General features: G+C 63.5%; 17 protein-coding genes. 7 read left to right on the forward strand and 10 right to left on the reverse strand.

Going from position 1 to position 20,713, the window contains the following annotated elements; genetic code table 11:
* Window positions 1–6 precede the first annotated feature (6 nt).
* The 5 genes from C6571_RS17635 (at window position 7) to C6571_RS17655 (ending at window position 7,125) form a co-directional block, all read left to right on the forward strand.
* Window positions 7–1,158, forward strand: coding sequence for an acyl-CoA dehydrogenase family protein (locus C6571_RS17635; protein WP_106447849.1), 1,152 nt, complete (start codon window positions 7–9; stop codon window positions 1,156–1,158).
* 199 nt (window positions 1,159–1,357) lie between these two features.
* Entirely contained in the window at window positions 1,358–2,176 is an 819-nt protein-coding gene (locus C6571_RS17640; protein ID WP_106447850.1) for an enoyl-CoA hydratase/isomerase family protein, read from the forward strand.
* Between the two features lie 120 nt (window positions 2,177–2,296).
* Window positions 2,297–4,294 carry an acetyl/propionyl/methylcrotonyl-CoA carboxylase subunit alpha gene (locus tag C6571_RS17645; RefSeq protein ID WP_106447851.1) on the forward strand — a complete coding sequence of 666 codons (1,998 nt, stop codon included), beginning with the start codon at window positions 2,297–2,299 and terminating at the stop codon, window positions 4,292–4,294.
* The gene (locus C6571_RS17650) at window positions 4,291–5,169 is read left to right on the forward strand and encodes a beta-keto acid cleavage family enzyme (protein WP_106447852.1); all 879 of its coding nucleotides are present in this window, start codon (window positions 4,291–4,293) and stop codon (window positions 5,167–5,169) included. The genes C6571_RS17645 and C6571_RS17650 overlap by 4 nt, the downstream gene beginning before the upstream one ends.
* A gap of 90 nt (window positions 5,170–5,259) precedes the next feature.
* Window positions 5,260–7,125 (forward strand): AMP-dependent synthetase/ligase, encoded by a 1,866-nt coding sequence (locus tag C6571_RS17655; protein WP_106447853.1) that lies wholly within the window; start codon window positions 5,260–5,262, stop codon window positions 7,123–7,125.
* Here the strand turns inward: C6571_RS17655 and lgt are convergent.
* On the reverse strand, window positions 7,122–7,940 hold the full coding sequence (lgt, locus tag C6571_RS17660) for a prolipoprotein diacylglyceryl transferase (RefSeq protein ID WP_106447854.1): 819 nt from the start codon (window positions 7,938–7,940) through the stop codon (window positions 7,122–7,124). The genes C6571_RS17655 and lgt overlap by 4 nt on opposite strands.
* 105 nt (window positions 7,941–8,045) lie before the next feature.
* Window positions 8,046–9,905 carry a dihydroxy-acid dehydratase gene (gene ilvD, locus C6571_RS17665; RefSeq protein WP_106447855.1) on the reverse strand — a complete coding sequence of 620 codons (1,860 nt, stop codon included), beginning with the start codon at window positions 9,903–9,905 and terminating at the stop codon, window positions 8,046–8,048.
* A 148-nt stretch (window positions 9,906–10,053) separates the two neighbouring features.
* On the opposite strand from ilvD (C6571_RS17665), the gene ilvD (C6571_RS17670) reads away from it, so the two are divergent.
* Complete coding sequence (ilvD, locus tag C6571_RS17670; RefSeq protein ID WP_106447856.1) at window positions 10,054–11,760, forward strand: dihydroxy-acid dehydratase; 1,707 nt, start codon at window positions 10,054–10,056, stop codon at window positions 11,758–11,760.
* 96 nt (window positions 11,761–11,856) lie between these two features.
* Here the strand turns inward: ilvD (C6571_RS17670) and C6571_RS17675 are convergent, their stop codons facing one another.
* Window positions 11,857–12,099: a TIGR04438 family Trp-rich protein gene (locus C6571_RS17675; RefSeq protein WP_106448325.1), complete on the reverse strand. Its 243-nt coding sequence runs from the start codon at window positions 12,097–12,099 to the stop codon at window positions 11,857–11,859.
* A gap of 101 nt (window positions 12,100–12,200) precedes the next feature.
* Here C6571_RS17675 and C6571_RS17680 point away from each other — a divergent pair, with 101 nt between their 5' ends.
* Entirely contained in the window at window positions 12,201–12,506 is a 306-nt protein-coding gene (locus C6571_RS17680; RefSeq protein ID WP_106448326.1) for a c-type cytochrome, read from the forward strand.
* Window positions 12,507–12,594: 88 nt separating this feature from the next.
* On the opposite strand, the gene C6571_RS17685 is transcribed toward C6571_RS17680, so the two are convergent.
* The 7 genes from C6571_RS17685 to C6571_RS17715 all read right to left on the reverse strand — a co-directional run bounded on the left by C6571_RS17685 (window position 12,595) and on the right by C6571_RS17715 (window position 20,613).
* Entirely contained in the window at window positions 12,595–13,059 is a 465-nt protein-coding gene (locus tag C6571_RS17685) for a Signal transduction histidine kinase (RefSeq protein WP_106447857.1), read from the reverse strand.
* A 383-nt stretch (window positions 13,060–13,442) separates the two neighbouring features.
* Complete coding sequence (gene acs, locus C6571_RS17690; RefSeq protein WP_106447858.1) at window positions 13,443–15,440, reverse strand: acetate--CoA ligase; 1,998 nt, start codon at window positions 15,438–15,440, stop codon at window positions 13,443–13,445.
* Window positions 15,441–15,535: 95 nt separating this feature from the next.
* Window positions 15,536–16,489 (reverse strand): NAD(P)H-dependent flavin oxidoreductase, encoded by a 954-nt coding sequence (locus C6571_RS17695; RefSeq protein ID WP_106447859.1) that lies wholly within the window; start codon window positions 16,487–16,489, stop codon window positions 15,536–15,538.
* 84 nt (window positions 16,490–16,573) lie between these two features.
* Window positions 16,574–18,364, reverse strand: coding sequence for an acyl-CoA dehydrogenase (locus C6571_RS17700; protein WP_106447860.1), 1,791 nt, complete (start codon window positions 18,362–18,364; stop codon window positions 16,574–16,576).
* 21 nt (window positions 18,365–18,385) lie between these two features.
* Complete coding sequence (locus tag C6571_RS17705; RefSeq protein ID WP_106447861.1) at window positions 18,386–18,829, reverse strand: hemerythrin domain-containing protein; 444 nt, start codon at window positions 18,827–18,829, stop codon at window positions 18,386–18,388.
* A 90-nt stretch (window positions 18,830–18,919) separates the two neighbouring features.
* Window positions 18,920–19,852 carry an electron transfer flavoprotein subunit alpha/FixB family protein gene (locus C6571_RS17710; protein ID WP_106447862.1) on the reverse strand — a complete coding sequence of 311 codons (933 nt, stop codon included), beginning with the start codon at window positions 19,850–19,852 and terminating at the stop codon, window positions 18,920–18,922.
* An 11-nt stretch (window positions 19,853–19,863) separates the two neighbouring features.
* Window positions 19,864–20,613, reverse strand: coding sequence for an electron transfer flavoprotein subunit beta/FixA family protein (locus C6571_RS17715; protein WP_106447863.1), 750 nt, complete (start codon window positions 20,611–20,613; stop codon window positions 19,864–19,866).
* Window positions 20,614–20,713 lie beyond the last annotated feature (100 nt).

A 20,713-nucleotide genomic window follows, 5' to 3' on the forward strand; every position in this document is an offset into this window, starting at 1 on the left:
AACCCCATGCAATTCACCCCCGAGCACGAGCAGATTGCCGACACCGTGCGCAAGTTTGTCGCCAACGAGATCAACCCCTTCACGGCCGAATGGGAAAAGGCCGGCATCTTCCCCGCACGCGCGCTCTTCAAGAAGATGGGCGACCTGGGCCTGCTGGGCATCAAGTACCCCACCGAATTTGGCGGAATGGGGCTGGACTTCAGCTACTCCATGGTGATGGCCGAGGCCCTGGGCGATTGCAACGTGGGCGGCGTACCCATGGCCATTGGCGTGCAGACGGACATGTGCACCCCGGCGCTGGCGCGCTTTGGCTCGGACGAGCTGCGCAAGGAGTTTCTGGCCCCCGCCATTGCCGGTGACATGGTGGGCTGCATCGGCGTGAGCGAGGTCACCGGCGGCTCCGACGTCGCCGCCCTCAAGACCACGGCGCGCAAGGACGGTGGCGACTATGTCATCAATGGCTCCAAGATGTGGATCACCAACGGCATGCAGGCCGACTGGTGCTGCCTGCTGGCCAACACCTCGGACGGCCCGGTGCACAAGAACAAGTCGCTCATCCTGGTGCCCATGGATGCGCCCGGCATCACGCGCCAGAAGATCGAGAAGATCGGCATGCATTCGAGCGACACGGCGCAGCTGTTCTTTGACAACGTGCGCGTACCCCAGCGCAACCTGATTGGCCAGGAAGGCGCGGGCTTCATGTTCCAGATGCTGCAGTTCCAGGAAGAGCGCCTGTACGGCGCGGCCGGCTGCCTGCGCTCGCTCGACAAGCTGATCGACCGGACCATCGAATACACCCGCCAGCGCCAGACCTTCGGCCAGCCCATTCTGAACAACCAGGTGGTGCACTTTCGCCTGGCTGAGCTGCGCACCGAGGTCGAAGCGTTGCGTGCCCTCACCTACCGCGCCGTGGAGTCCTATGTCTCCGGCAAGGACGTCACCAAACTCGCTTCCATGGCCAAGCTCAAAGCCGGGCGCCTCTCGCGCGAAGTGGCCGACAGCTGCCTGCAGTACTGGGGCGGCATGGGCTTCACTGCCGACAACCCCATCTCGCAGGCCTACCGCGACAGCCGACTCATCTCCATCGGCGGCGGTGCTGACGAAATCATGCTGGGGATCATCTGCAAGCTCGAAGGCACGCTGCCCGAAAGGAAGTGAGCAACCCCCTGCGGCGCTGCGCGCCTTCCCCCTTCTCTTGCATCGCTGCGCGATGCGCAAGGGGGACGCCCCCAGCGCCCGTATTGGAGGGTACTGGCGGCCCTTGCGCGGGAGCCGCTGGCTTGGGCCGCGCCCATTTCATAGGCCGCGGGTAGTGCACCGCAGAGTGAATTACAGATATCAAAGGTCACCATTTGCTATGAAAACGGAAGCTATTACCGCTTTAAATACGGGCGCTGTGCTCGAAATTACCTTGAATCGCCCCGAGGTGCGCAACGCCATGTCTTTGGCCATGGTGGGTGAGTTGCGCCAAGCGCTTGCGCAGGCCGAATCCACGGTAGGCACGGCACAGGCCATCCGCGTGGTGGTGCTGCGCGGTGCGGGTGGGCATTTCTGCGCCGGGGGCGACCTCAAGGACATGGCAGCGGCCCGCATGCGCACCTTGCAGAACGCGGGCGACGCTGCCGATCCCATTGCCCACGTGAACGCCGAATTTGGCCACCTCTGCGCGGCGTTTGCCAACACCCCGCTGGCGCTAGTGGTGGTGCTGGAGGGCACGGTGATGGGCGGTGGCTTTGGTCTGGCCTGCGTGGCCGATGTGGCGATTGCCACTGAGACCGCCCGCTTCCGACTGCCCGAAACGTCGCTCGGCGTGGTGCCCGCGCAGATTGCACCTTTTCTCGTCGAACGGCTGGGCTACTCGCAGGCCAAGCGCCTGGCCGTGACCGGCGGGCGGCTCGATGCAGCCCAGGCATTGGCCATGGGCCTGGTGCACCAGCAGGTGGCGACAGGCGAAGTGGATGCCGCAGTGCAAGCCGTGTTGGCCAACATCCTGGCCTGCGCGCCCGGTGCGTTGGCGGCCACCAAGGCGCTGATGGCCAAGGCCCGCTGGAGCGCTCCCGCCGATTTGGTGGACGAAGCCGCCGCCATCTTCTCGCGCGCCGTGCAGGGCCCCGAGGGCCAGGAAGGCACGAGCGCATTTCTGCAAAAACGCAAACCAAACTGGGTTCCGGCATGAGTTTTTCAAAAATACTGATTGCAAACCGGGGTGACCAGCCGCGCAGCGGCGCAGCGGCGAAGCCAAATTGCCTGGTGCGCGCAGCGCACACAGGCGGTTTCTCCGCGATAGGGGCACGACATGTTTAAGAAGATCCTCATTGCGAATCGCGGAGAAATCGCCTGCCGGGTCATCCGCACAGCCCGCGCACTCGGCTACCGCACCGTCGCCGTGTATTCCGACGCCGATGCCCAGGCGCCCCACGTAGCGCTGGCCGATGAGGCCGTGCGCATCGGCCCGGCGCCAGCGGCCGAGTCCTACCTGAAATTCGACGCCATCCTCGGCGCCTGCCGGGCTACCAAAGCCGATGCGCTGCACCCCGGTTATGGCTTTCTGAGCGAAAACGCCGCCTTTGCGCAGGCGTGTTCTGACGCCGGGGTGCTGTTCATCGGCCCGCCCCCCTCGGCGATTGAAGCCATGGGCGACAAGGCCCTGGCCAAGCAACGCATGATCGAGGCCGGTGTGCCCTGCGCGCCAGGCTACCTGGGCCAGGACCAGAGCGATGCCACGCTGGTCGCAGAGGCCCGGAAGCTGGGCTACCCCTTGCTGGTCAAGGCGGTGGCAGGCGGCGGTGGGCGCGGTATGCGCCTGGTACGCCAGGACGGCGAACTGCAAGCCGGCATTGAAGGCGCGCGGCGCGAAGCCACCAGCGCTTTTGGCGACGGCACGCTGATGCTCGAACGCCTGATCGAAGGCGGCCGCCACATCGAAATCCAGGTCTTTGCCGACGCGCACGGCAACGCCGTGCACCTGGGCGAGCGTGACTGCACGGCGCAGCGCCGCCGCCAGAAAGTGATCGAAGAAGCGCCCTCCCCCATCGTCTCGCCGCAGATGCGTGCGCAGATGGGCGCAGACGCCGTGGCCGCCGCCCTGGCCGTGGGCTACCGGGGTGCGGGCACGGTGGAGTTCATCGTGGACAGCGAGAACCGCTACTACTTCCTGGAAATGAACACCCGCCTGCAGGTGGAGCACCCGGTGACCGAATGCATCACCGGCCTGGATCTGGTGGAGTGGCAGCTGCGCGTGGCGGCGGGCGAGCCCCTGCCGCTGCAGCAGCAGGACGTTCAACTGAGCGGCCACGCGATTGAGGTACGACTCTACGCCGAGGACCCCTACAACGGCTTTGCTCCCCAGACCGGCCCGGTGCAGTTCTGGCGCCCAGAGCTCGCACTGGCAGGCCGCGCGCGGGGGCAATGCGCCTATGGCGAAGTGCGCATCGACGCGGGCATCCAGGAGGGTGGCGAGATCACCCCTTGGTACGACCCCATGGTGGCCAAGCTGATTGCACACGGCCGCGACCGCAACGACGCCATCCGCCGCCTGATGGCAGCTCTGGAGGACAGCCCGCTGCTGGGCGTGCGCAACAACGCACGCTTCCTGCGAGACCTGCTGGACCACCCCGACTTTCGCGCAGCGCGCATGCACACCGCCACCATCGACCAGTGGATGCAGGACGGCGAGCCACTGCTGCAAGCGCCACAAGCGGATGCCCATACCTGGGCCCTGGCCGCCGCAGCACTGGTAGCGCAAACCTCGGACGCCTTCCGGCCCGGCAGCGTGGCCGCCTGGAGCACCACGTTGAGCCTGCAAGGCACGACCGAGAGCCAGGCCGTGCGCATCCGTCCTCACGGTACCCAGGTGACGGTGGAACTGGCCAGCGGCGAAGCCTTCGACTTTGAGCACATCGCCTTGCAAGGCCAGCGCCTGCACTACCGCCAAGGCGGCATGCAGCGACAGGCCCTGTGCTCGCTGCAAAACGGCCAAGTGACGCTGGCTCTGGGCGCTGCGGTGTTTGTGTTCGAAGAGCAATCAGCTTTCCCGCAAACCGACCAGGCCCTTGACCCGCGCAAACTGCGCTCGCCCGTGGCAGGCACGATCTGCGCCATCTCCGTGGCCGTGGGCGACCAGGTCAAGGCAGGCCAGCCCCTGCTCTGCGTAGAGGCCATGAAGATGGAAATGTGGCTCAGCGCCCGGGCGGACGGCACCGTCACCGCCCTGCACACCGCGCTCAAAGGCAGCGTGGCTGCAGGCAGCGTGCTGGCAGAACTTGAACTCACCAACGAAGAGACCACGCCATGAGCAACAACAAAGCCATCCTGACCTGCGCCCTCACCGGCGTGCTGACCAATCCCCAGCAGCACCCTGTTCCCGTCACGCCCGAGCAGATGGCCGCGCAGGCGCGCCAGGCGTTCGATGCCGGTGCGTCCATCATGCATGTGCACATCCGCTCCCAGCAGGAAGGCATGGGCCACATGCCCAGCTGGGACCCGGATGTGGCGCAGGAAGTGGTGGACGCCATCCGCCAAGCCTGTCCCGGCGTCATCATCAACCTGACCACGGGCGTCATCGGCAAGGACATCAGCGGGCCGCTCGACTGCATCCGCCGCGTGCGCCCCGAGATTGCCGCCTGCAACGCCGGCAGCCTGAACTACCTCAAGCTCAAGGAAGACGGCAGCTGGGCCTGGCCGCCCATGGTGTTCGACAACCCGGTGGCCAAGGTGCAGCAGTTCCTCGACGTGATGCAGGAATGCGGCACGCACCCCGAGTTCGAGTGCTTCGACGTGGGCATCGTGCGCTCGACCACCATGTACATCAAGAACGGCATGCTCAAACCCGAGATGGGGCGGCCGGAATACAACCTGGTGATGGGCGTGGCGTCGGGCATGCCCTGCGATGCGCGGCTACTGGAGCTGTTGCCCGAGTGGATGGCCCCCGGCGCCGTATGGCAGGCCACGCTGATCGGCCGCCAGGAGATCTGGCCCGTGCACCAGAAAACCGCCGACCTGGGCGGCATGCTGCGCACGGGCCTTGAAGACACGTTCTACCTGCCGGACGGCGGCCGCGCCAGCGGCAACGGCCCGCTGATCGAAGCCTTGGCGCAATGCGCGCGCAATGCGGGCCGCGATATCGCCTCGCCCGCCGAGGCACGGCAGATGCTTGGGCTGAAGGCCTGACAGCGCCGTCCAGGCCAAGGCCCCACAGAAGGGCCTGGCCCTGCGCGGCACTGCCGCAGCGGATTCCCACAAGAACGCGGAGACAAACGCATGTCCATCACCTACGCCCGAAACGCCCCCCTGGCACCCAGCGACAGCCGGTTTGTCAGCATCCCTGAGCGCCTGATGCGGACGGCGGCACGCCAACCCACCCAAGCTGCGTACCACGTGCGCGATGCCGCTGGCTGGCAGCCGACGTCGTGGGAAGCCTATGCCGCGCAAGTACGCCAGGCGGCCCGCGCCCTGGTCGCGCTGGGCGTGCAGCCGGGCGATGCCGTGTGCATCCTGGGCTTCAACCGGCCGGAATGGACCACCATGGACCTGGCCGCCATGATGGTGGGCGGCGCGGCTGCCGGCATCTACTGGAGCAGCGCGGCCAACGAAATCGCCTACATCGTCGAACACAGCGGCTGCACGGTACTGCTGGTGGAAAACGCACAGCAGTGGCAGAAGGCAGCGTGCGAACCGCAGGCACTGGCCAGCCTGCGCGCCACAGTGATGATGCGCAGGGCCCCGACCGAAGCCCCGGCGCAGGCGCCCGCAGGCGTCAGCCCGCCAATGACCTGGGAGGCCTTCATGGCGCTGGGCGCCAGTTTGGAGCACGATGCCGAGGTGCAGCGGCGCCTGGACGCCATCCAGCAGAGCGATATCGGCACGCTGATCTACACCTCGGGCACCACGGGCCACCCCAAAGCCGTAGAGCTGAGCCACGCCAACCTGAGCTGGACCTCCGCCGGACTCTCGGCGGCGTTCGCGGTGACGCCACAAGACCGTTTGATTTCCTACCTGCCGTTGGCCCACGTAGCCGAGCAGATGGGGGCCATCTGCAACCACGTGCTGGCGGGCTACCAGGTCTATTTCGCCAGCTCGCTGGAAACCCTGGGCGAACACTTGCAGGAGGTGCATCCCACCATCTTCTTCGGCGTACCCCGTGTCTGGGAAAAGATGCAGGCGGCCATTACCAGCAAGCTGAACGCTGCCACCGGCACCAAGGCCGCCCTGGCAGGCTGGGCGCTGCGTGCCGGGCGCGACTGGCATGCCAAGGCATTGCAAGGACAGGAGCCCGGCGCCTGGCTGGACATGAAAAAGCGGCTGGCGGGCAAGCTGGTGCACAAAAAAGTGCAACAGGCGCTGGGATTCGACCAGGCGCGCATCCTGCTCTCGGGCGCCGCACCGATCTCCGTGGAGAACCTGCAGTTTTTCACCAGCCTGGATTTGCTCATCGGTGAGGTCTACGGCCAATCCGAAGACAGCGGCCCCACCGCCATCAGCCTGCCGGGCTTCATCCGCATTGGGGCCGCAGGCAAGCCCCTGCCCGGCGTGCAGGTGCGCATTGCCGACGACGGCGAAATCCTCGTCAAAGGACCGAATGTGTTTGTGGGCTACAAAGGCCGGCCGGAAGCCACGGCCGAGACCCTGCAGGACGGCTGGCTGCACAGCGGCGATCTGGGCCGCATCGACAAAGACGGTTTTATCTACGTCACTGGCCGCAAGAAAGACCTGCTCATCACCTCGGGCGGCAAGAACATTTCGCCAGGCAACATCGAGGCCGACCTGATGAATCTGCCCCTGGTGGAGCACGCCATCGTGGTGGGCGATTCGCGCCACTACCTGGCCGCGTTGCTCACGCTCACACCCGACGTGCTGCGCGATTTTGCACAGCAGCGCGGTCTGGCCGGCGGGCTGGAAGCCTGGTGCCGCAGCGCCGAAGTGCGTGCGGAACTGCAACGCGGCTTGGATACCGTGAACACCCGGCAGGCGCGCGTTGCGCAGGTGCGCAAGTTCAGCGTGATTGCGGATGCGCTTTCCATCGACAACGGCTGCCTCACCCCCACGCAGAAAATCCGCCGCAACGTGGTGCAGCGGCAGTACGCAGCAGAAATCGACGCGCTGTACCGCGACGAGGCGGTGGGCTAAACCTTGGCCACACCTTGCCGGCCGCTGTATATCCACAGCCCGATGCCAGCCAGGACCATGGGCACGCACAGCCACTGGCCCATGCTCATGCCCAGCGACAGCAGGCCGAGGTAGCTGTCGGGTTCGCGGAAATATTCGGCCGCAAAGCGCAGCACGCCGTAGCCGATGAGGAAGGCCGCCGCCACCCGGCCGCGCGGCCGCTCGTGCCGCGCAAACAGCCACAGCAGCACGAACAGCAGCAGGCCTTCGAGCAGGACCTGGTAGATCTGCGAGGGGTGGCGTGGCAGCATGGAGCCGCTTTGCGGGAACACCATGCCCCAGGGCAAATCGGGGCTGGAAAAGCGCCCCCAGAGTTCGCCATTGATGAAGTTGCCAATCCGCCCCGCCGCCAAGCCAGTGGGCACGCAGGGTGCAACGAAGTCGGCCACTTCCAGCCAAGGGCGCTTGCGCGAATGGGCGAACCAGACCATCGAGGCAATCACGCCCAGCAAGCCGCCATGAAAGCTCATGCCGCCCTGCCAGATGGCAAAAATCTCCAGCGGGTGGCTGGCGTAGTAGCCTGGCTTGTAAAACAGGCAGTAACCCAGGCGCCCGCCCAGCACGACACCGACGACGCCCAGAAACAGGATGTCTTCCACGTCCTTGCGCGTCCAGGCGCGCGTGCCGGTCATCGAAGCAAAGGGCTCATGGCGCAGCCGCAGCGTACCTAGCCACATAAACAAGCCGAACGCGGCAAGGTAGGTCAGGCCGTACCAATGAATGGCGATCGGACCGAGTTGCAGCGCAACGGGGTCAATGTGTGGGTAGGTCAGCATAGTGAGCGGAGCATACCGCGAAAAATGTAGTTAAATTGGCTGCTAGCGCTTATGAGATAAGCGCTAGCAGCTATTTATTTGGGAGCAATCTAGTGTTTTGGGTGCTCAATCTTCCAGCAACGACAGGTCGCGCACGGCGCCCTTGTCGGCCGACATCACCAGCTTGGCATAGGCCTTGAGCGCGCTGGATACCTTGCGCGGGCGCGGCTGGGCCGGCTTCCAGCCCTTGGCGTCCTGCTCGGCACGGCGCCTGGCCAGTTCTTCGTCAGACACCAGCACATTGATGCTGCGGTTCGGAATGTCAATACGAATGCGGTCGCCCGTGCGCACCAGGCCAATGGCGCCACCGGCCGCCGCTTCCGGCGAGCAGTGGCCAATGGACAGGCCGGAGGTGCCGCCGGAGAACCGCCCATCGGTCAGCAACGCGCAGGCCTTGCCCAGGCCCTTGGACTTGATGTAGCTCGTGGGATAGAGCATCTCCTGCATGCCGGGGCCGCCCTTGGGCCCTTCGTAGCGGACCACGACCACGTCTCCGGCCTTGACCTTGTCGTCCAGGATGTGGGCCACGGCTTCGTCCTGCGACTCGACCACATGCGCCGGGCCCTCGAACACCAGCAGCGCATCGTCCACGCCCGCCGTCTTGACCACGCAGCCGTTCAGGGCGATGTTGCCGGTCAGCACGGCCAGCCCTCCTTCTTGCGAGAAGGCGTGCTCGCCCGAGCGAATGCAACCCTGGGCGCGGTCCAGATCCAGGCTGGGCCAGCGGGCGTTCTGGCTGAAGGCCACTTGGGTAGGAATACCGCCTGGACCGGCCAGGTAGAAGGTTTTGACCGCATCCGACGGGTTGCGGGCAATGTCCCATTCGTCCAGCGCGTCTTTCATGGTCTTTGCATGCACCGTCGATGTGTCGGTATGCAGCTTGCCGGCGCGATCCAGCTCGCCCAGGATGGCCATGATGCCGCCAGCGCGGTGCACATCTTCGACGTGGTACTTGTCGGTGTTGGGCGCCACTTTGCACAGTTGTGGCACGGCGCGCGAGAGTCGGTCGATGTCCGCCATCGTGAAATCGATTTCCGCCTCCTGGGCGATGGCGAGGATGTGCAGGATGGTGTTGGTCGAGCCGCCCATGGCGATGTCCAGTGCCATGGCATTCTCAAACGCCTTGAACCCCATGGAGCGCGGCAGCACGCTGGCGTCATCATCCTGGTAATAGCGTTTGCACAGGTCGACGACCAAACGGCCGGCGCGCTTGAACAACTCCTCGCGGTCGGCGTGCGTGGCCACCAAGGTGCCGTTGCCTGGGAGCGAGAGCCCCAGCGCCTCCGTCAGGCAGTTCATGGAATTGGCGGTAAACATGCCCGAGCACGAACCGCAGGTGGGGCACGCCGAGCGCTCGACTTCGGCCAGGTCGGCAGCGGACACCTTGTCGTCCGCCGCCATCACCATGGCGTCGATCAGGTCGAGCTTTCTGACCGTGATCGAACGGGTCGCGGGCGTGGCCGACTGCACCTTGCCCGCTTCCATCGGGCCGCCGGAGACAAACACCACGGGGATGTTGAGCCGCATGGCGGCCATCAGCATGCCGGGGGTGATCTTGTCGCAGTTGGAGATGCACACCATGGCGTCGGCGCAGTGCGCGTTCACCATGTATTCCACCGAATCGGCAATGATGTCGCGGCTGGGCAGCGAATACAGCATGCCGTCGTGGCCCATGGCGATGCCATCGTCCACGGCAATGGTGTTGAACTCCTTGGCGACCCCACCCGCCGCCTCAATCTCGCGTGCCACCATTTGGCCCAGGTCTTTCAGGTGCACATGGCCGGGCACAAACTGCGTGAAGGAGTTGACCACGGCGACGATAGGCTTGCTGAAATCATCGTCTTTCATGCCAGTGGCGCGCCACAGGGCACGGGCGCCAGCCATGTTGCGGCCAGCGGTGGAGGTCTTGGAGCGATAAGCGGGCATCGTTGAGTCGGGCAAATGGTTACTAAAAGGTCGCGTTTAATTATCCCCCAGCCCTTCACGCGCTTTTGCTGCGTCGGGCAAGCTCCGCTGCTGCGTTGGACGCAGCTTGCATCGGGCTAAGCTCCCACTTCCACGACAAAGGCAATCCATGAGCGACGACAAAACCACGCCCCCCCGGCCCATGAACGAACGCAGCGCGCACATCACGCAGGGCAAGTCGCGCGCACCGAATCGCTCCATGTACTACGCCATGGGCTACCAGGAGTCCGATTTCTCCAAACCCATGGTGGGGGTTGCCAACGGCCACAGCACCATCACACCCTGCAACTCGGGCCTGCAAAAGCTGGCCGATGCCGCCATCGAAGGCATTGAGGAAGCGGGCGGCAACGCCCAGGTGTTCGGCACACCCACCATCTCCGACGGGATGGCCATGGGCACCGAGGGCATGAAGTACAGCCTGGTGAGCCGCGAAGTCATCAGCGACTGCATCGAAACCTGCGTCCAGGGCCAATGGATGGACGGTGTGGTCGTCATCGGCGGCTGCGACAAGAACATGCCCGGCGGCCTGATGGGCATGCTGCGCGCCAACGTTCCGTCCATCTTCGTCTACGGCGGCACCATCCTGCCGGGGCGCTACCAAGGCAAAGACCTGAACATCGTCAGCGTGTTCGAGGCCGTGGGTGAGAACGCAGCAGGCAAGCTGAGCGACCACGATCTGCACGAAATCGAGCTGCGCGCCATCCCAGGCACGGGCAGCTGCGGCGGCATGTACACGGCCAACACCATGTCCAGCGCGTTTGAAGCGCTGGGCATCAGCCTGCCCTATTCCAGCACCATGGCCAACCCGCACGACGAAAAGCGCAATTCGGCCAAGGAATCCGCCAAGGTGCTTGTCGAGGCGATCCGAAAGAACATCAAGCCGCGCGACATCGTCACACGCAAGAGCATCGAGAACGCGGTCGCCGTCATCATGGCCATTGGCGGTTCGACCAACGCGGTGCTGCACTTCCTTGCCATCGCACACACGGCAGATGTCGAATGGACCATTGACGACTTCGAGCGGATCCGTCAAAAGACGCCGGTACTCTGCGACCTCAAGCCCAGCGGGCAATACCTGGCAGTGGACCTGCATCAGGCAGGGGGCATCCCACAGGTCATGAAAATGCTGCTCAATGCCGGCCTGCTGCACGGCGACTGTCTGACGATCAGCGGCCAGACCATTGCCGAAGTGCTCAAGGACGTACCCGACGCGCCACGCGCCGACCAAAACGTGATTCGCCCCATCGACCAGCCCATGTATGCGCAAGGACACCTGGCGATCTTGAAAGGCAACCTCAGTCCCGAAGGCGCGGTGGCCAAGATCACCGGGCTCAAGAACCCGGTCATCACAGGTCCAGCGCGTGTGTTTGACGACGAACAATCCGCACTACAGGCCATTCTCGAAGGCAAGATTGTCGCCGGCGACGTCATGGTGCTGCGCTACCTCGGCCCCAAGGGCGGTCCCGGCATGCCGGAAATGTTGGCGCCTACCGGCGCGTTGATCGGCGAGGGCCTGGGCGAGAGCGTAGGACTGATCACCGATGGGCGCTTTTCCGGTGGCACCTGGGGCATGGTTGTCGGCCACGTGGCGCCGGAAGCAGCCGCTGGCGGCACCATTGCCTTTGTGCACGAAGGCGACTCCATCACCATCGATGCGCACCAACTGATTTTGGAGCTCAACGTCTCCGACGCTGAAATCGCCCAACGCCGCGCACTCTGGACGGCACCGGCGCCCCGCTACCGGCGTGGGGTGCAAGCCAAATTTGCCTTCAACGCCGCCAGCGCCAGCAAGGGCGCTGTGCTCGACAACTACTGAAAGTACGACGGCCTGGAGCGCTTTTCCGGGCAGCTACAGTCGAAAAAAAGCGCCTGGGTTTTCTCAGGCGCTTTTTGCTCAAAGCAATGCCGCCAGTCAGCGCGGCCGGCGCGGCCGCATGCCCATGGCTTCCTTGTTGCGATCAATCCGCTCCTGCTTGCGCTGGTCCATCTTTTCCATGGCTTTACGTTTCGTATAGCCCGTGCTGTCAGCCCAGGCCCACCATAGAAGCGTTACAGCAAAGGGGGACAGTACCCACCACCAGGACCATGCGGCGACGGGGCCGATCTCAAGATATTTCAAGAGGCAGAGCAGGATACCAAGGCCAAGCGTGTACATGATGTTCCTCAATAGTGCAGATCATATTCCCCATTAAAGGCCATCGAGTCATTACAATCCACGTTGCAGCAATGTAACCCAACGAAGGAACTACCACCATGATGAAACGCACTCTGCTCGCATTAGCGCTCACCTTGACCGTTGCCGGCCCGGCCATGGCGAACGAGGCACTTGCCAAATCCAAGAACTGCATGGCTTGCCATTCGATCGACAAGAAAGTCGTCGGTCCAGCCTACAAGGATGTGGCCAAGAAGTTCGCGGGCCAGAAGGACGCCGTGGACATGCTGGCGAACGCCATCATCAAGGGCAGCAAAGGTGTCTGGGGCCCCGTGCCCATGCCGGCCAACACGCAGGTCAGCGCAGCCGAAGCCAAAGAACTCGCCACCTGGGTGATGTCACTGAAATAAGCGTCCGCCGCGCCTCAGGGCGCTTTGGATTGCGGCACGGCCGCCCTGCTGACGCAGGGTGGCCGTATTTTTTGTTTGTTCGCTTTTCTTACTCCAGAACGCGTCGTGGCAGATGGAGTTGATTTTCCAGCTGTCCCCAATAGGCTGCAGTGGAGTTGTCCGACTCGTTGGCACGCGCCAGCAGGCGCGATTCCAGGGTTTCAATGCGCTCCATCAGGGCGGCATGGGTTTGCTGGCTCTGGGTTTGCAGAAAGGCCTTCATTTCCGTGAAGCGCGACGCCTCGGCCTTGTCGGCCAGCTCGCGCTGCACCTGCATCTCTTTGCCGTGGCGCCGTGTTTCCATCAGCACCGAGCCTTGCAGCCACAGCACATAGGCCAACGCAAACGCTGCCAGCAAGGCGGTCAATGCCAGCATCACAACGCCCAGAGGCGCATCCACCGTAGCCAGCCCCAACGACATGGGTACGGACATGGCCAGGGCATTCCAGTTCAACACGGCAAGCGCAGCAATCGCCACCACCGTCAGGGTGAGCAAGAGAGATCGAAGATTCATGGGGTCCTCGCAGTCGTCTACAGGAGTGCCACACGCAGGAATTGCGTGTCTACGAGGTTGTACCCGATTCGCGCACCAAACAATACGCTTTAGCGTGCGACCGGATGGATTTCTTACAGACGGGGTTTTTTGATTCATTGGTTTCAACCAATGGTTCCAAACGGGCCAGATTGTGTGGCCACATCACGTCGCTGAGCGACATGAGTGTCCCCAAACCCCGCAAGCGCTTTGCGCTGGCGCCTGACGGCGCCTTCTGGATCAATTGGTTTCAGCCAATTGATCCAGCTGAGCCAGATTTTGTGGCCACATCACGTCGCTGCGCGACATGAGTGTCCCCAAACCCCGCAAGCGCTTCGCGCTGGCGCCCGATGGCGCCTTCTGGATCAATTGGTTTCAGCCAATTGATCCAGAATTGCGGGGTTTTCCAGCGTGCTGGTGTCCTGGGTGATGGCTTCGCCCTTGGCGATGGAGCGCAGCAGGCGGCGCATGATCTTGCCACTGCGGGTCTTCGGCAGGTTGTCGCCGAAGCGGATGTCCTTGGGCTTGGCGATGGGGCCGATCTCCTTGGCTACCCAGTCGCGCAGTTCCTTCGCAATCTGCTTGGCCTCCTCGCCCGTAGGACGGCTGCGCTTCAAGACCACGAAGGCGCAAATCGCCTCGCCGGTGACATCGTCGGGGCGCCCTACCACGGCGGCTTCGGCGACCAGGTCGGTCTTGGCAACCAGAGCCGATTCGATTTCCATCGTGCCCATGCGGTGGCCGGAAACGTTGAGGACGTCGTCGATGCGGCCGGTGATACGGAAGTAGCCGCGATCCGCAGAACGGACGGCGCCATCGCCGGCGAGGTAGGTCTTGCCGCCCATCTCATCGGGGAAATAGCTTTTTTTGAAACGCTCCGGGTCGCCCCAGATGGTACGGATCATGCTCGGCCAGGGCCGCTTGATGACCAGCATGCCGCCAGAGCCGTTGGGGATATCGTTTCCGGTTTCGTCTACGATGGCGGCCATGATGCCTGGCAGCGGCAGCGTGCAGCTACCGGGAACCAGCGGCGTGGCGCCGGGCAGCGGGGTGATGACATGGCCGCCGTTTTCTGTTTGCCAGAACGTGTCGATCACGGGGCAGCGCTCGCCGCCGACGTTCTTGTAGTACCACATCCAGGCTTCCGGGTTGATGGGCTCGCCCACGCTGCCCAGAATGCGCAGACTCGACAGATCCGAACGCGCAGGGTGCACCGCCGGATCGGCCTCGGCCGCTTTGATCAGGGAGCGGATGGCGGTGGGGGCCGTGTAGAACACCGTGCACTTGTGGCGCTCGATCATCTGCCAGAAGCGGCCGGCGTTCGGGTAGGTGGGAATGCCTTCAAAAATGATCTGCGTGGCGCCGGCTGCCAATGGCCCATAGGTCACATAGGTGTGGCCGGTGATCCAGCCAATATCGGCCGTGCACCAGAAGACGTCGCTGGGCTGAATGTCGAAGGTCCACTCCATGGTCACTTTGGCCCACATCAGGTAGCCGGCGGTGCTGTGCTGCACCCCCTTGGGCTTTCCGGTGGAGCCTGAGGTATAGAGGATGAACAGCGGATGTTCGGCGCCCACCGCGACGGGCTCGCAGCGATCCGACTGAGCCTCCATCGCCTGACTGAACGTCAAGTCGCGTCCGGCGACCATATTGCAGGCGGTCTTGGTGCGCTCGTACACCAGCACATTGCGCACGCTGTCGCAATTGCCCATGGCCAGCGCCTCGTCAATGATATTTTTGAGAGGCAGCTCTTTGCCGCCGCGCAGCTGCGCATTGGCGGTGATGATGACACTCGCGCCCACGTCAATCACGCGTTCGTGCACCGCCTTTGCCGAGAAACCGCCAAAAACCACGCTGTGGATGGCGCCAAGGCGTGCGCAGGCCTGCATCGCCACCACACCTTCGATGGTCATCGGCATGTAAATCAGCACACGGTCGCCCTTGACCACACCGAGCGCCTTCAGCGCATTGGCGAAGCGGCTGACGCGGCCCAGCAGTTCCTTGTAGGTGACGCGCGTGACGGAGCCGTCGTCGGCCTCAAAAATGATGGCGGTCTTGTTTTCGACAGCCGTTCCAATGTGGCGATCCAGGCAGTTCGCAGACGCGTTGAGTTCGCCATCGGCGTACCAGTGATAGAACGGCGCCTCGGATTCGTCCAGGGTCTGCGTGAAAGGCTTGGTCCACTGCAGGTGCTCGCGGCCGAGCCGCGCCCAGAAACCTTCGTAGTCTGCCGCCGCTTCGGCGCACAAGGCCTCATAAGCAGCCATGCCCGAAATGCGCGCGGCTTTTACCGCCGCTTCGCTTGGGGGAAAGACACGGTTTTCGACGAGAGTGGATTCAATGGCAGACGAAGGCGCGCTCATGGGGGAAGTCTCCTGAAAGTCATGGGATGGCTCCCGCCAATGTCGACGCTGGCACTTACAACGCACTGACGGGCCCGGTTGGCCCGCGCTTGCCTCTACAGGGCGAGCCGTGCGCGAGCTGCCTGGTATTGTGCGCGCAAGCGTTCCACCAGAACAGCGGTGCCGGTGATCTCCGTGACGGCACCGATGCCTTGGCCGCAGCCCCAGATATCCTTCCAGGCCTTCTTGGCGTCGCCACCAAAATTCATCTTGCTCGGATCGGACTCGGGCAAATGCTCAGGGTCCATACCGGCAGCGCGGATCGAGGCGGCCAGGTAATTGCCATGCACGCCAGTGAACAAGTTGCTGTAGACGATGTCGTCGGAGTTGCCATCCACGATCGCCTGCTTGTAAGCGTCGCTGGCGCGCGCCTCCTCGGTGGCGATGAAGGCTGAGCCGATATAGGCGAAATCGGCGCCCATGGCCTGGGCGGCCAGCACAGCATCGCCCGTGGCAATGGCGCCGCTGAGGGCGACGGGGCCGTCAAACCACTGGCGGATTTCCTGAATCAGTGCGAATGGACTTTTGACCCCCGCGTGGCCACCGGCCCCCGCCGCAACTGCAATCAGGCCGTCAGCGCCCTTCTCGATCGCCTTGTGGGCAAACCTGTTGTTGATGATGTCGTGCAGCACCACACCGCCCCAGCTGTGCACGGCCTGGTTGACGTCCTCGCGCGCGCCCAGGCTGGTAATCACTATCGGCACCTTGTACTTGGCGCAGACCTGCATGTCGTGCTCCAGACGGTCGTTGCTCTTGTGCACGATCTGGTTGATGGCAAATGGCGCCGCAGGCTGCTCCGGGTGCGCCTTGTTCCAGGCGGCCAGGGTCTCGGTGATCTCGGCCAGCCACTCGTCCAGCTGCTCGGCCGGGCGCGCATTGAGCGCCGGCATCGAACCCACAATGCCGGCCTGGCATTGCGCAATGACGAGCTTGGGATTGCTGACAATGAACAGCGGCGCGCCAATGACTGGAAGCGAGCGATTTTGCAAAACAGGTGGAAGCTTGGACATGGCACTCAAAAATTTGATAAAAAACAGGCTCTAGCGCTTATCCAACAAGCGCTAATTGCTATTAATTAAATAGCAAGACCCGGTTCAGAAAGCATCCAGGGCCAGCTCGGTCACGCTGCCTGCGCCGGCCACGATGGCGTCGCGCATTCCGGGAATGCTGCTCAGCACATGGTCGGCGTAGAACTGTGCGGTCACTATCTTGGCCTGCATGAAGGCCGTGTCCTGTCCCTTCTGCAACAGCGCATCGGCCACCAGCAGCGAGCGCGCCAATTGCCAGCCGGCCACCAAGCGGCCCGCCAGCAGCAAGTACGGGACGCTGCCGGCAAAGACGGCGTTGGGGGACGACTTGCCGTGCTTGACGACGAACTCCACCACGTCAAGGTAGGCCAGGCGCGCCGTCTCAAGCCGCGCCGCCACCGTTTGCGCAGCGCCGCTGCTGTTGGCATGCAAGGCCGCCTCGGTCTGCTCGATCTGCGCGGCAATGGCGCGGGCCACAGCCCCGCCGTCGCGCGCCGTCTTGCGGCCCACCAGGTCGTTGGCCTGGATGGCGGTGGTGCCCTCGTAGATGGTGAGAATGCGCGCGTCGCGGTAATACTGCGCGGCGCCGGTTTCCTCGATGAAGCCCATGCCACCGTGCACCTGCACGCCCATGCTGGTCACGTCGATGCTCATGTCGGTGCTGTAGCCCTTGACCAGCGGCACCATGAATTCGTAGAAGGCCGCGCTGTCCTTGCGCACCTGCGCATCGGCATGGTGGTGGGCAGCGTCGTACGCGGCCGCCGCCACGGTGGCCATGGCGCGGCAGCCCTCGGTGTGGGCGCGCATGGTCATGAGCATGCGGCGCACGTCGGGGTGGTGAATGATGGTGGCGCTCTCCTTCATGCTGCCATCCACGGGCCGGCTCTGCACGCGCTCGCGTGCGTAGGCCACGGCCTTCTGGTAGGCGCGCTCGGCAATGGCAATGCCCTGCATGCCGACGGCGTAGCGCGCGGCGTTCATCATGATGAACATGTACTCGAGGCCGCGGTTCTCCTCACCGACGAGGTAGCCCACAGCGCCTGCGTTGTCGCCAAACTGCAGTACCGCGGTCGGGCTGGCCTTGATGCCCAGCTTGTGCTCGATGCTGACGCAATGCGCGTCGTTGCGCGCGCCCAGACTGCCATCGGCGTTCACCATGAACTTGGGCACCACAAACAGGCTGATGCCTTTCACGCCTTCCGGCGCGCCCTGCACACGGGCCAGCACCAGATGGACGATGTTCTCGGCCATGTCGTGCTCACCGTAGGTGATGAAAATCTTGGTGCCGAACACCTTGTAGGTTCCGTCGCCCTGAGGCTCGGCGCGGGTGCGCACCAGCGCCAGGTCAGAGCCCGCCTGTGGCTCGGTGAGGTTCATGGTGCCGGTCCACTCGCCGGTCACCAGTTTTTCCAGGTAGGTCGCCTTCAACGCGTCGCTGCCTGCTGTCAGCAAGGCCTCGATGGCGCCATCGGTCAGCAACGGGCACAGCGCAAAACTCATGTTGGCGCTGTTGATCATTTCAATGCAGGCCGCGCCAATGGTCTTGGGCAGGCCTTGGCCGCCAAAATCCTGCGGGTGCTGCAGACCCTGCCAGCCGCCTTCGGTGTACTGACGGTACGCATCTTTGAAACCGGGCGTGGTCTTCACCGCGCCGTCCTTGAGCGCGGAAGGATTCTGATCACCCTCCCAGTTCAGCGGCGCCAGCACGCCCTCGGCCAGTTTGGCGCACTCCTCAAGCACGGCCTGGGCGGTATCCAGGCCCGCGTCTTCGAAACCGGGCAGCTGTGCTACCTGGTCGATTTGTGCCAAATGCTCGATGGCAAACAGCATGTCTTTGATGGGGGCTTGGTAGGACATAAGCGGAGTCTGTAGGAAGGGTCAATGAAGTGATTGGTACAGGGGGTACAGCTCGGTTTCCTCGCGGCGAATCCGGTCGCCCAGCAGACGGCCGATCTCATGCAGGCTGGCGCGCGCCTCTTGAAAATCGATGGCGTCTTCGGCAGTGGCGCTATAGGTGTCGACAAAATGCACTGCGGCATCGCCAATGCCCTTCATTTCACTTTTGTAGTCATTCACCAACTGATAGCTACCGGCGTCGCCTCGGGTCTTGAATTCCTGGCGCAAAAAGGTGTACAGCCGGACGGCTTCCTCAAGCAGATGCGGAATCAACAGAGCTTTGAAGCCCTGGAGTTCCCGCTTGAACCCTGTCGCATCGTTCGCTTCAGCCGTTTTTTTCAGCACACCAAATGACTCCAGCAGCTGCCGGTGGTCGCCCACCAGCTGCGTGACCAAAGTGGAATGATGTTGAATGCCAGAAACCATGTGCCGCCTCCTAGAGGAAACAACTGCTCGGAGTGCAGGTGCATCGGGATCCTGCAGGCACCCGATGCACAGTAGACACAGAAAGCGCTGTTACAGCGCCTTGATCAGCTCGGGAATGGCGACGAACAAATCGGCTTCCAGACCGTAGTCGGCCACGCTGAAAATTGGCGCTTCGGCATCCTTGTTGATCGCGACGATCACTTTGGAATCCTTCATGCCGGCCAGGTGCTGGATCGCCCCTGAGATGCCGGCGGCAATATAGAGTTGCGGCGCGACGATCTTGCCGGTCTGGCCGACCTGCAGGTCGTTCGGCGCGTAGCCCGCGTCCACCGCAGCGCGGCTGGCGCCAATGGCAGCGCCCAGCTTGTCGGCCAGCGGGGTCATGACTTCGTCGAACTTTTCCTTGCTGCCCAATGCCCGGCCACCCGAGACGATGATCTTGGCGGCAGTCAGATCGGGGCGGTCGTTCTTGGCAATTTCGCTACCCACAAAGCTGCTCTTGCCTGCGTCTGCAACGGCATCGATCTTCTCGACGCTGGCGCTGCCACCGGTGGCGGCCGCTGCGTCAAAGCCGGTACCACGCACGGTGATGACTTTGGTCGCATCCTGGCTTTGCACCGTAGCAATGGCGTTGCCGGCGTAGATGGGACGCTCGAAGGTGTCGGGGCTGTCGACCTTGCTGATGTCGCTGATCTGCGCGACGTCCAGCTTGGCAGCGACGCGTGGCGCCACGTTCTTGCCGCCGGCGGTGGCGGCAAACAGGATGTGGCTGTAGTTGCTGGCAACAGCCAGCACCTGGGCAGCGACGTTCTCGGCCAGACCGTGCTCGAGCGCGGCGGCGTCGGCGTGCAGCACTTTGGTGACGCCGGCAATCTTGGCGGCGGCTTCGGCAGCGGGGCCGGCGTTGTGGCCGGCGACCAGAACGTGAACCTCACCGCCGCACTGGCTGGCAGCGGTCACGGTGTTGAAGGTGGCGCCCTTGAGGCTGGCGTTGTCGTGTTCGGCGATGACGAGTGTGGTCATTCTTGTTCTCCTTAGAGCACTTTGGCTTCGTTCTTGAGCTTGTCGACCAGGGTGGCCACGTCAGGCACCTTGATGCCGGCGCCACGCTTGGGCGGCTCGCTGACCTTGAGCGTCTTGAGGCGCGGCGTCACGTCGACACCGAGTTCTTCGGGCTTGAGGTTCTCAAGCGTCTTCTTCTTGGCCTTCATGATGTTGGGCAGCGTGACGTAGCGCGGCTCGTTCAGGCGCAGGTCGGTGGTGATGACCGCAGGCAGCCTGAGCGCGAGCGTCTCGGCGCCGCCGTCGATTTCACGCGTAACGCTGACTTTGTCTGCTGTGAGTTCCACCTTGCTGGCGAATGTCGCCTGCGGCCAGTCGCACAGGGCGGCGAGCATCTGGCCCACCTGATTGGCATCGTCGTCGATGGCTTGCTTGCCCAGAATGACAAGCTGGGGCTGCTCTTTGTCGACCAGCGCCTTGAGCAGCTTGGCGACGGCCAGGGGCTGCAACTCTTCGCTGGTTTCGACCAGGATGGCGCGATCGGCGCCAATGGCCATGGCGGTGCGCAGGGTTTCCTGGCACTGGGCGACGCCGCAGGAGACGGCGATGATTTCCGTGACCAGGCCTTTTTCCTTCAGGCGCACGGCTTCTTCGACGGCGATTTCATCGAACGGGTTCATGCTCATCTTGACGTTGGCAATGTCTACACCGCTGTTGTCCGATTTCACACGGACCTTGACGTTGTAGTCCACCACGCGCTTGACAGGGACCAAGACCTTCATTGCTGCGGCTCCTTAGAGTTGGTTGAATTGACGTTTACGTAAACCAGATCATTCTATGACGCGCATTCCCGCCGTTGAACGGAACCAGCGGCACACAAAA

Origin of the sequence: Simplicispira suum, from assembly GCF_003008595.1 — a bacterium.
In the GTDB taxonomy this organism is placed as follows: Bacteria; Pseudomonadota; Gammaproteobacteria; order Burkholderiales; family Burkholderiaceae_C; genus Simplicispira; species Simplicispira suum.

Coding starts and splice junctions, on each gene's coding strand:
- C6571_RS17635 (WP_106447849.1), top strand. CDS start 7: ATGCAATTCACCCCCGAGCACGAGCAGATTGCCGACACCGTGCGCAAG.
- C6571_RS17640 (WP_106447850.1), top strand. CDS start 1,358: ATGAAAACGGAAGCTATTACCGCTTTAAATACGGGCGCTGTGCTCGAA.
- C6571_RS17645 (WP_106447851.1), top strand. CDS start 2,297: ATGTTTAAGAAGATCCTCATTGCGAATCGCGGAGAAATCGCCTGCCGG.
- C6571_RS17650 (WP_106447852.1), top strand. CDS start 4,291: ATGAGCAACAACAAAGCCATCCTGACCTGCGCCCTCACCGGCGTGCTG.
- C6571_RS17655 (WP_106447853.1), top strand. CDS start 5,260: ATGTCCATCACCTACGCCCGAAACGCCCCCCTGGCACCCAGCGACAGC.
- lgt (WP_106447854.1), bottom strand. CDS start 7,940: ATGCTGACCTACCCACACATTGACCCCGTTGCGCTGCAACTCGGTCCG.
- ilvD (WP_106447855.1), bottom strand. CDS start 9,905: ATGCCCGCTTATCGCTCCAAGACCTCCACCGCTGGCCGCAACATGGCT.
- ilvD (WP_106447856.1), top strand. CDS start 10,054: ATGAGCGACGACAAAACCACGCCCCCCCGGCCCATGAACGAACGCAGC.
- C6571_RS17675 (WP_106448325.1), bottom strand. CDS start 12,099: ATGTACACGCTTGGCCTTGGTATCCTGCTCTGCCTCTTGAAATATCTT.
- C6571_RS17680 (WP_106448326.1), top strand. CDS start 12,201: ATGAAACGCACTCTGCTCGCATTAGCGCTCACCTTGACCGTTGCCGGC.
- C6571_RS17685 (WP_106447857.1), bottom strand. CDS start 13,059: ATGAATCTTCGATCTCTCTTGCTCACCCTGACGGTGGTGGCGATTGCT.
- acs (WP_106447858.1), bottom strand. CDS start 15,440: ATGAGCGCGCCTTCGTCTGCCATTGAATCCACTCTCGTCGAAAACCGT.
- C6571_RS17695 (WP_106447859.1), bottom strand. CDS start 16,489: ATGTCCAAGCTTCCACCTGTTTTGCAAAATCGCTCGCTTCCAGTCATT.
- C6571_RS17700 (WP_106447860.1), bottom strand. CDS start 18,364: ATGTCCTACCAAGCCCCCATCAAAGACATGCTGTTTGCCATCGAGCAT.
- C6571_RS17705 (WP_106447861.1), bottom strand. CDS start 18,829: ATGGTTTCTGGCATTCAACATCATTCCACTTTGGTCACGCAGCTGGTG.
- C6571_RS17710 (WP_106447862.1), bottom strand. CDS start 19,852: ATGACCACACTCGTCATCGCCGAACACGACAACGCCAGCCTCAAGGGC.
- C6571_RS17715 (WP_106447863.1), bottom strand. CDS start 20,613: ATGAAGGTCTTGGTCCCTGTCAAGCGCGTGGTGGACTACAACGTCAAG.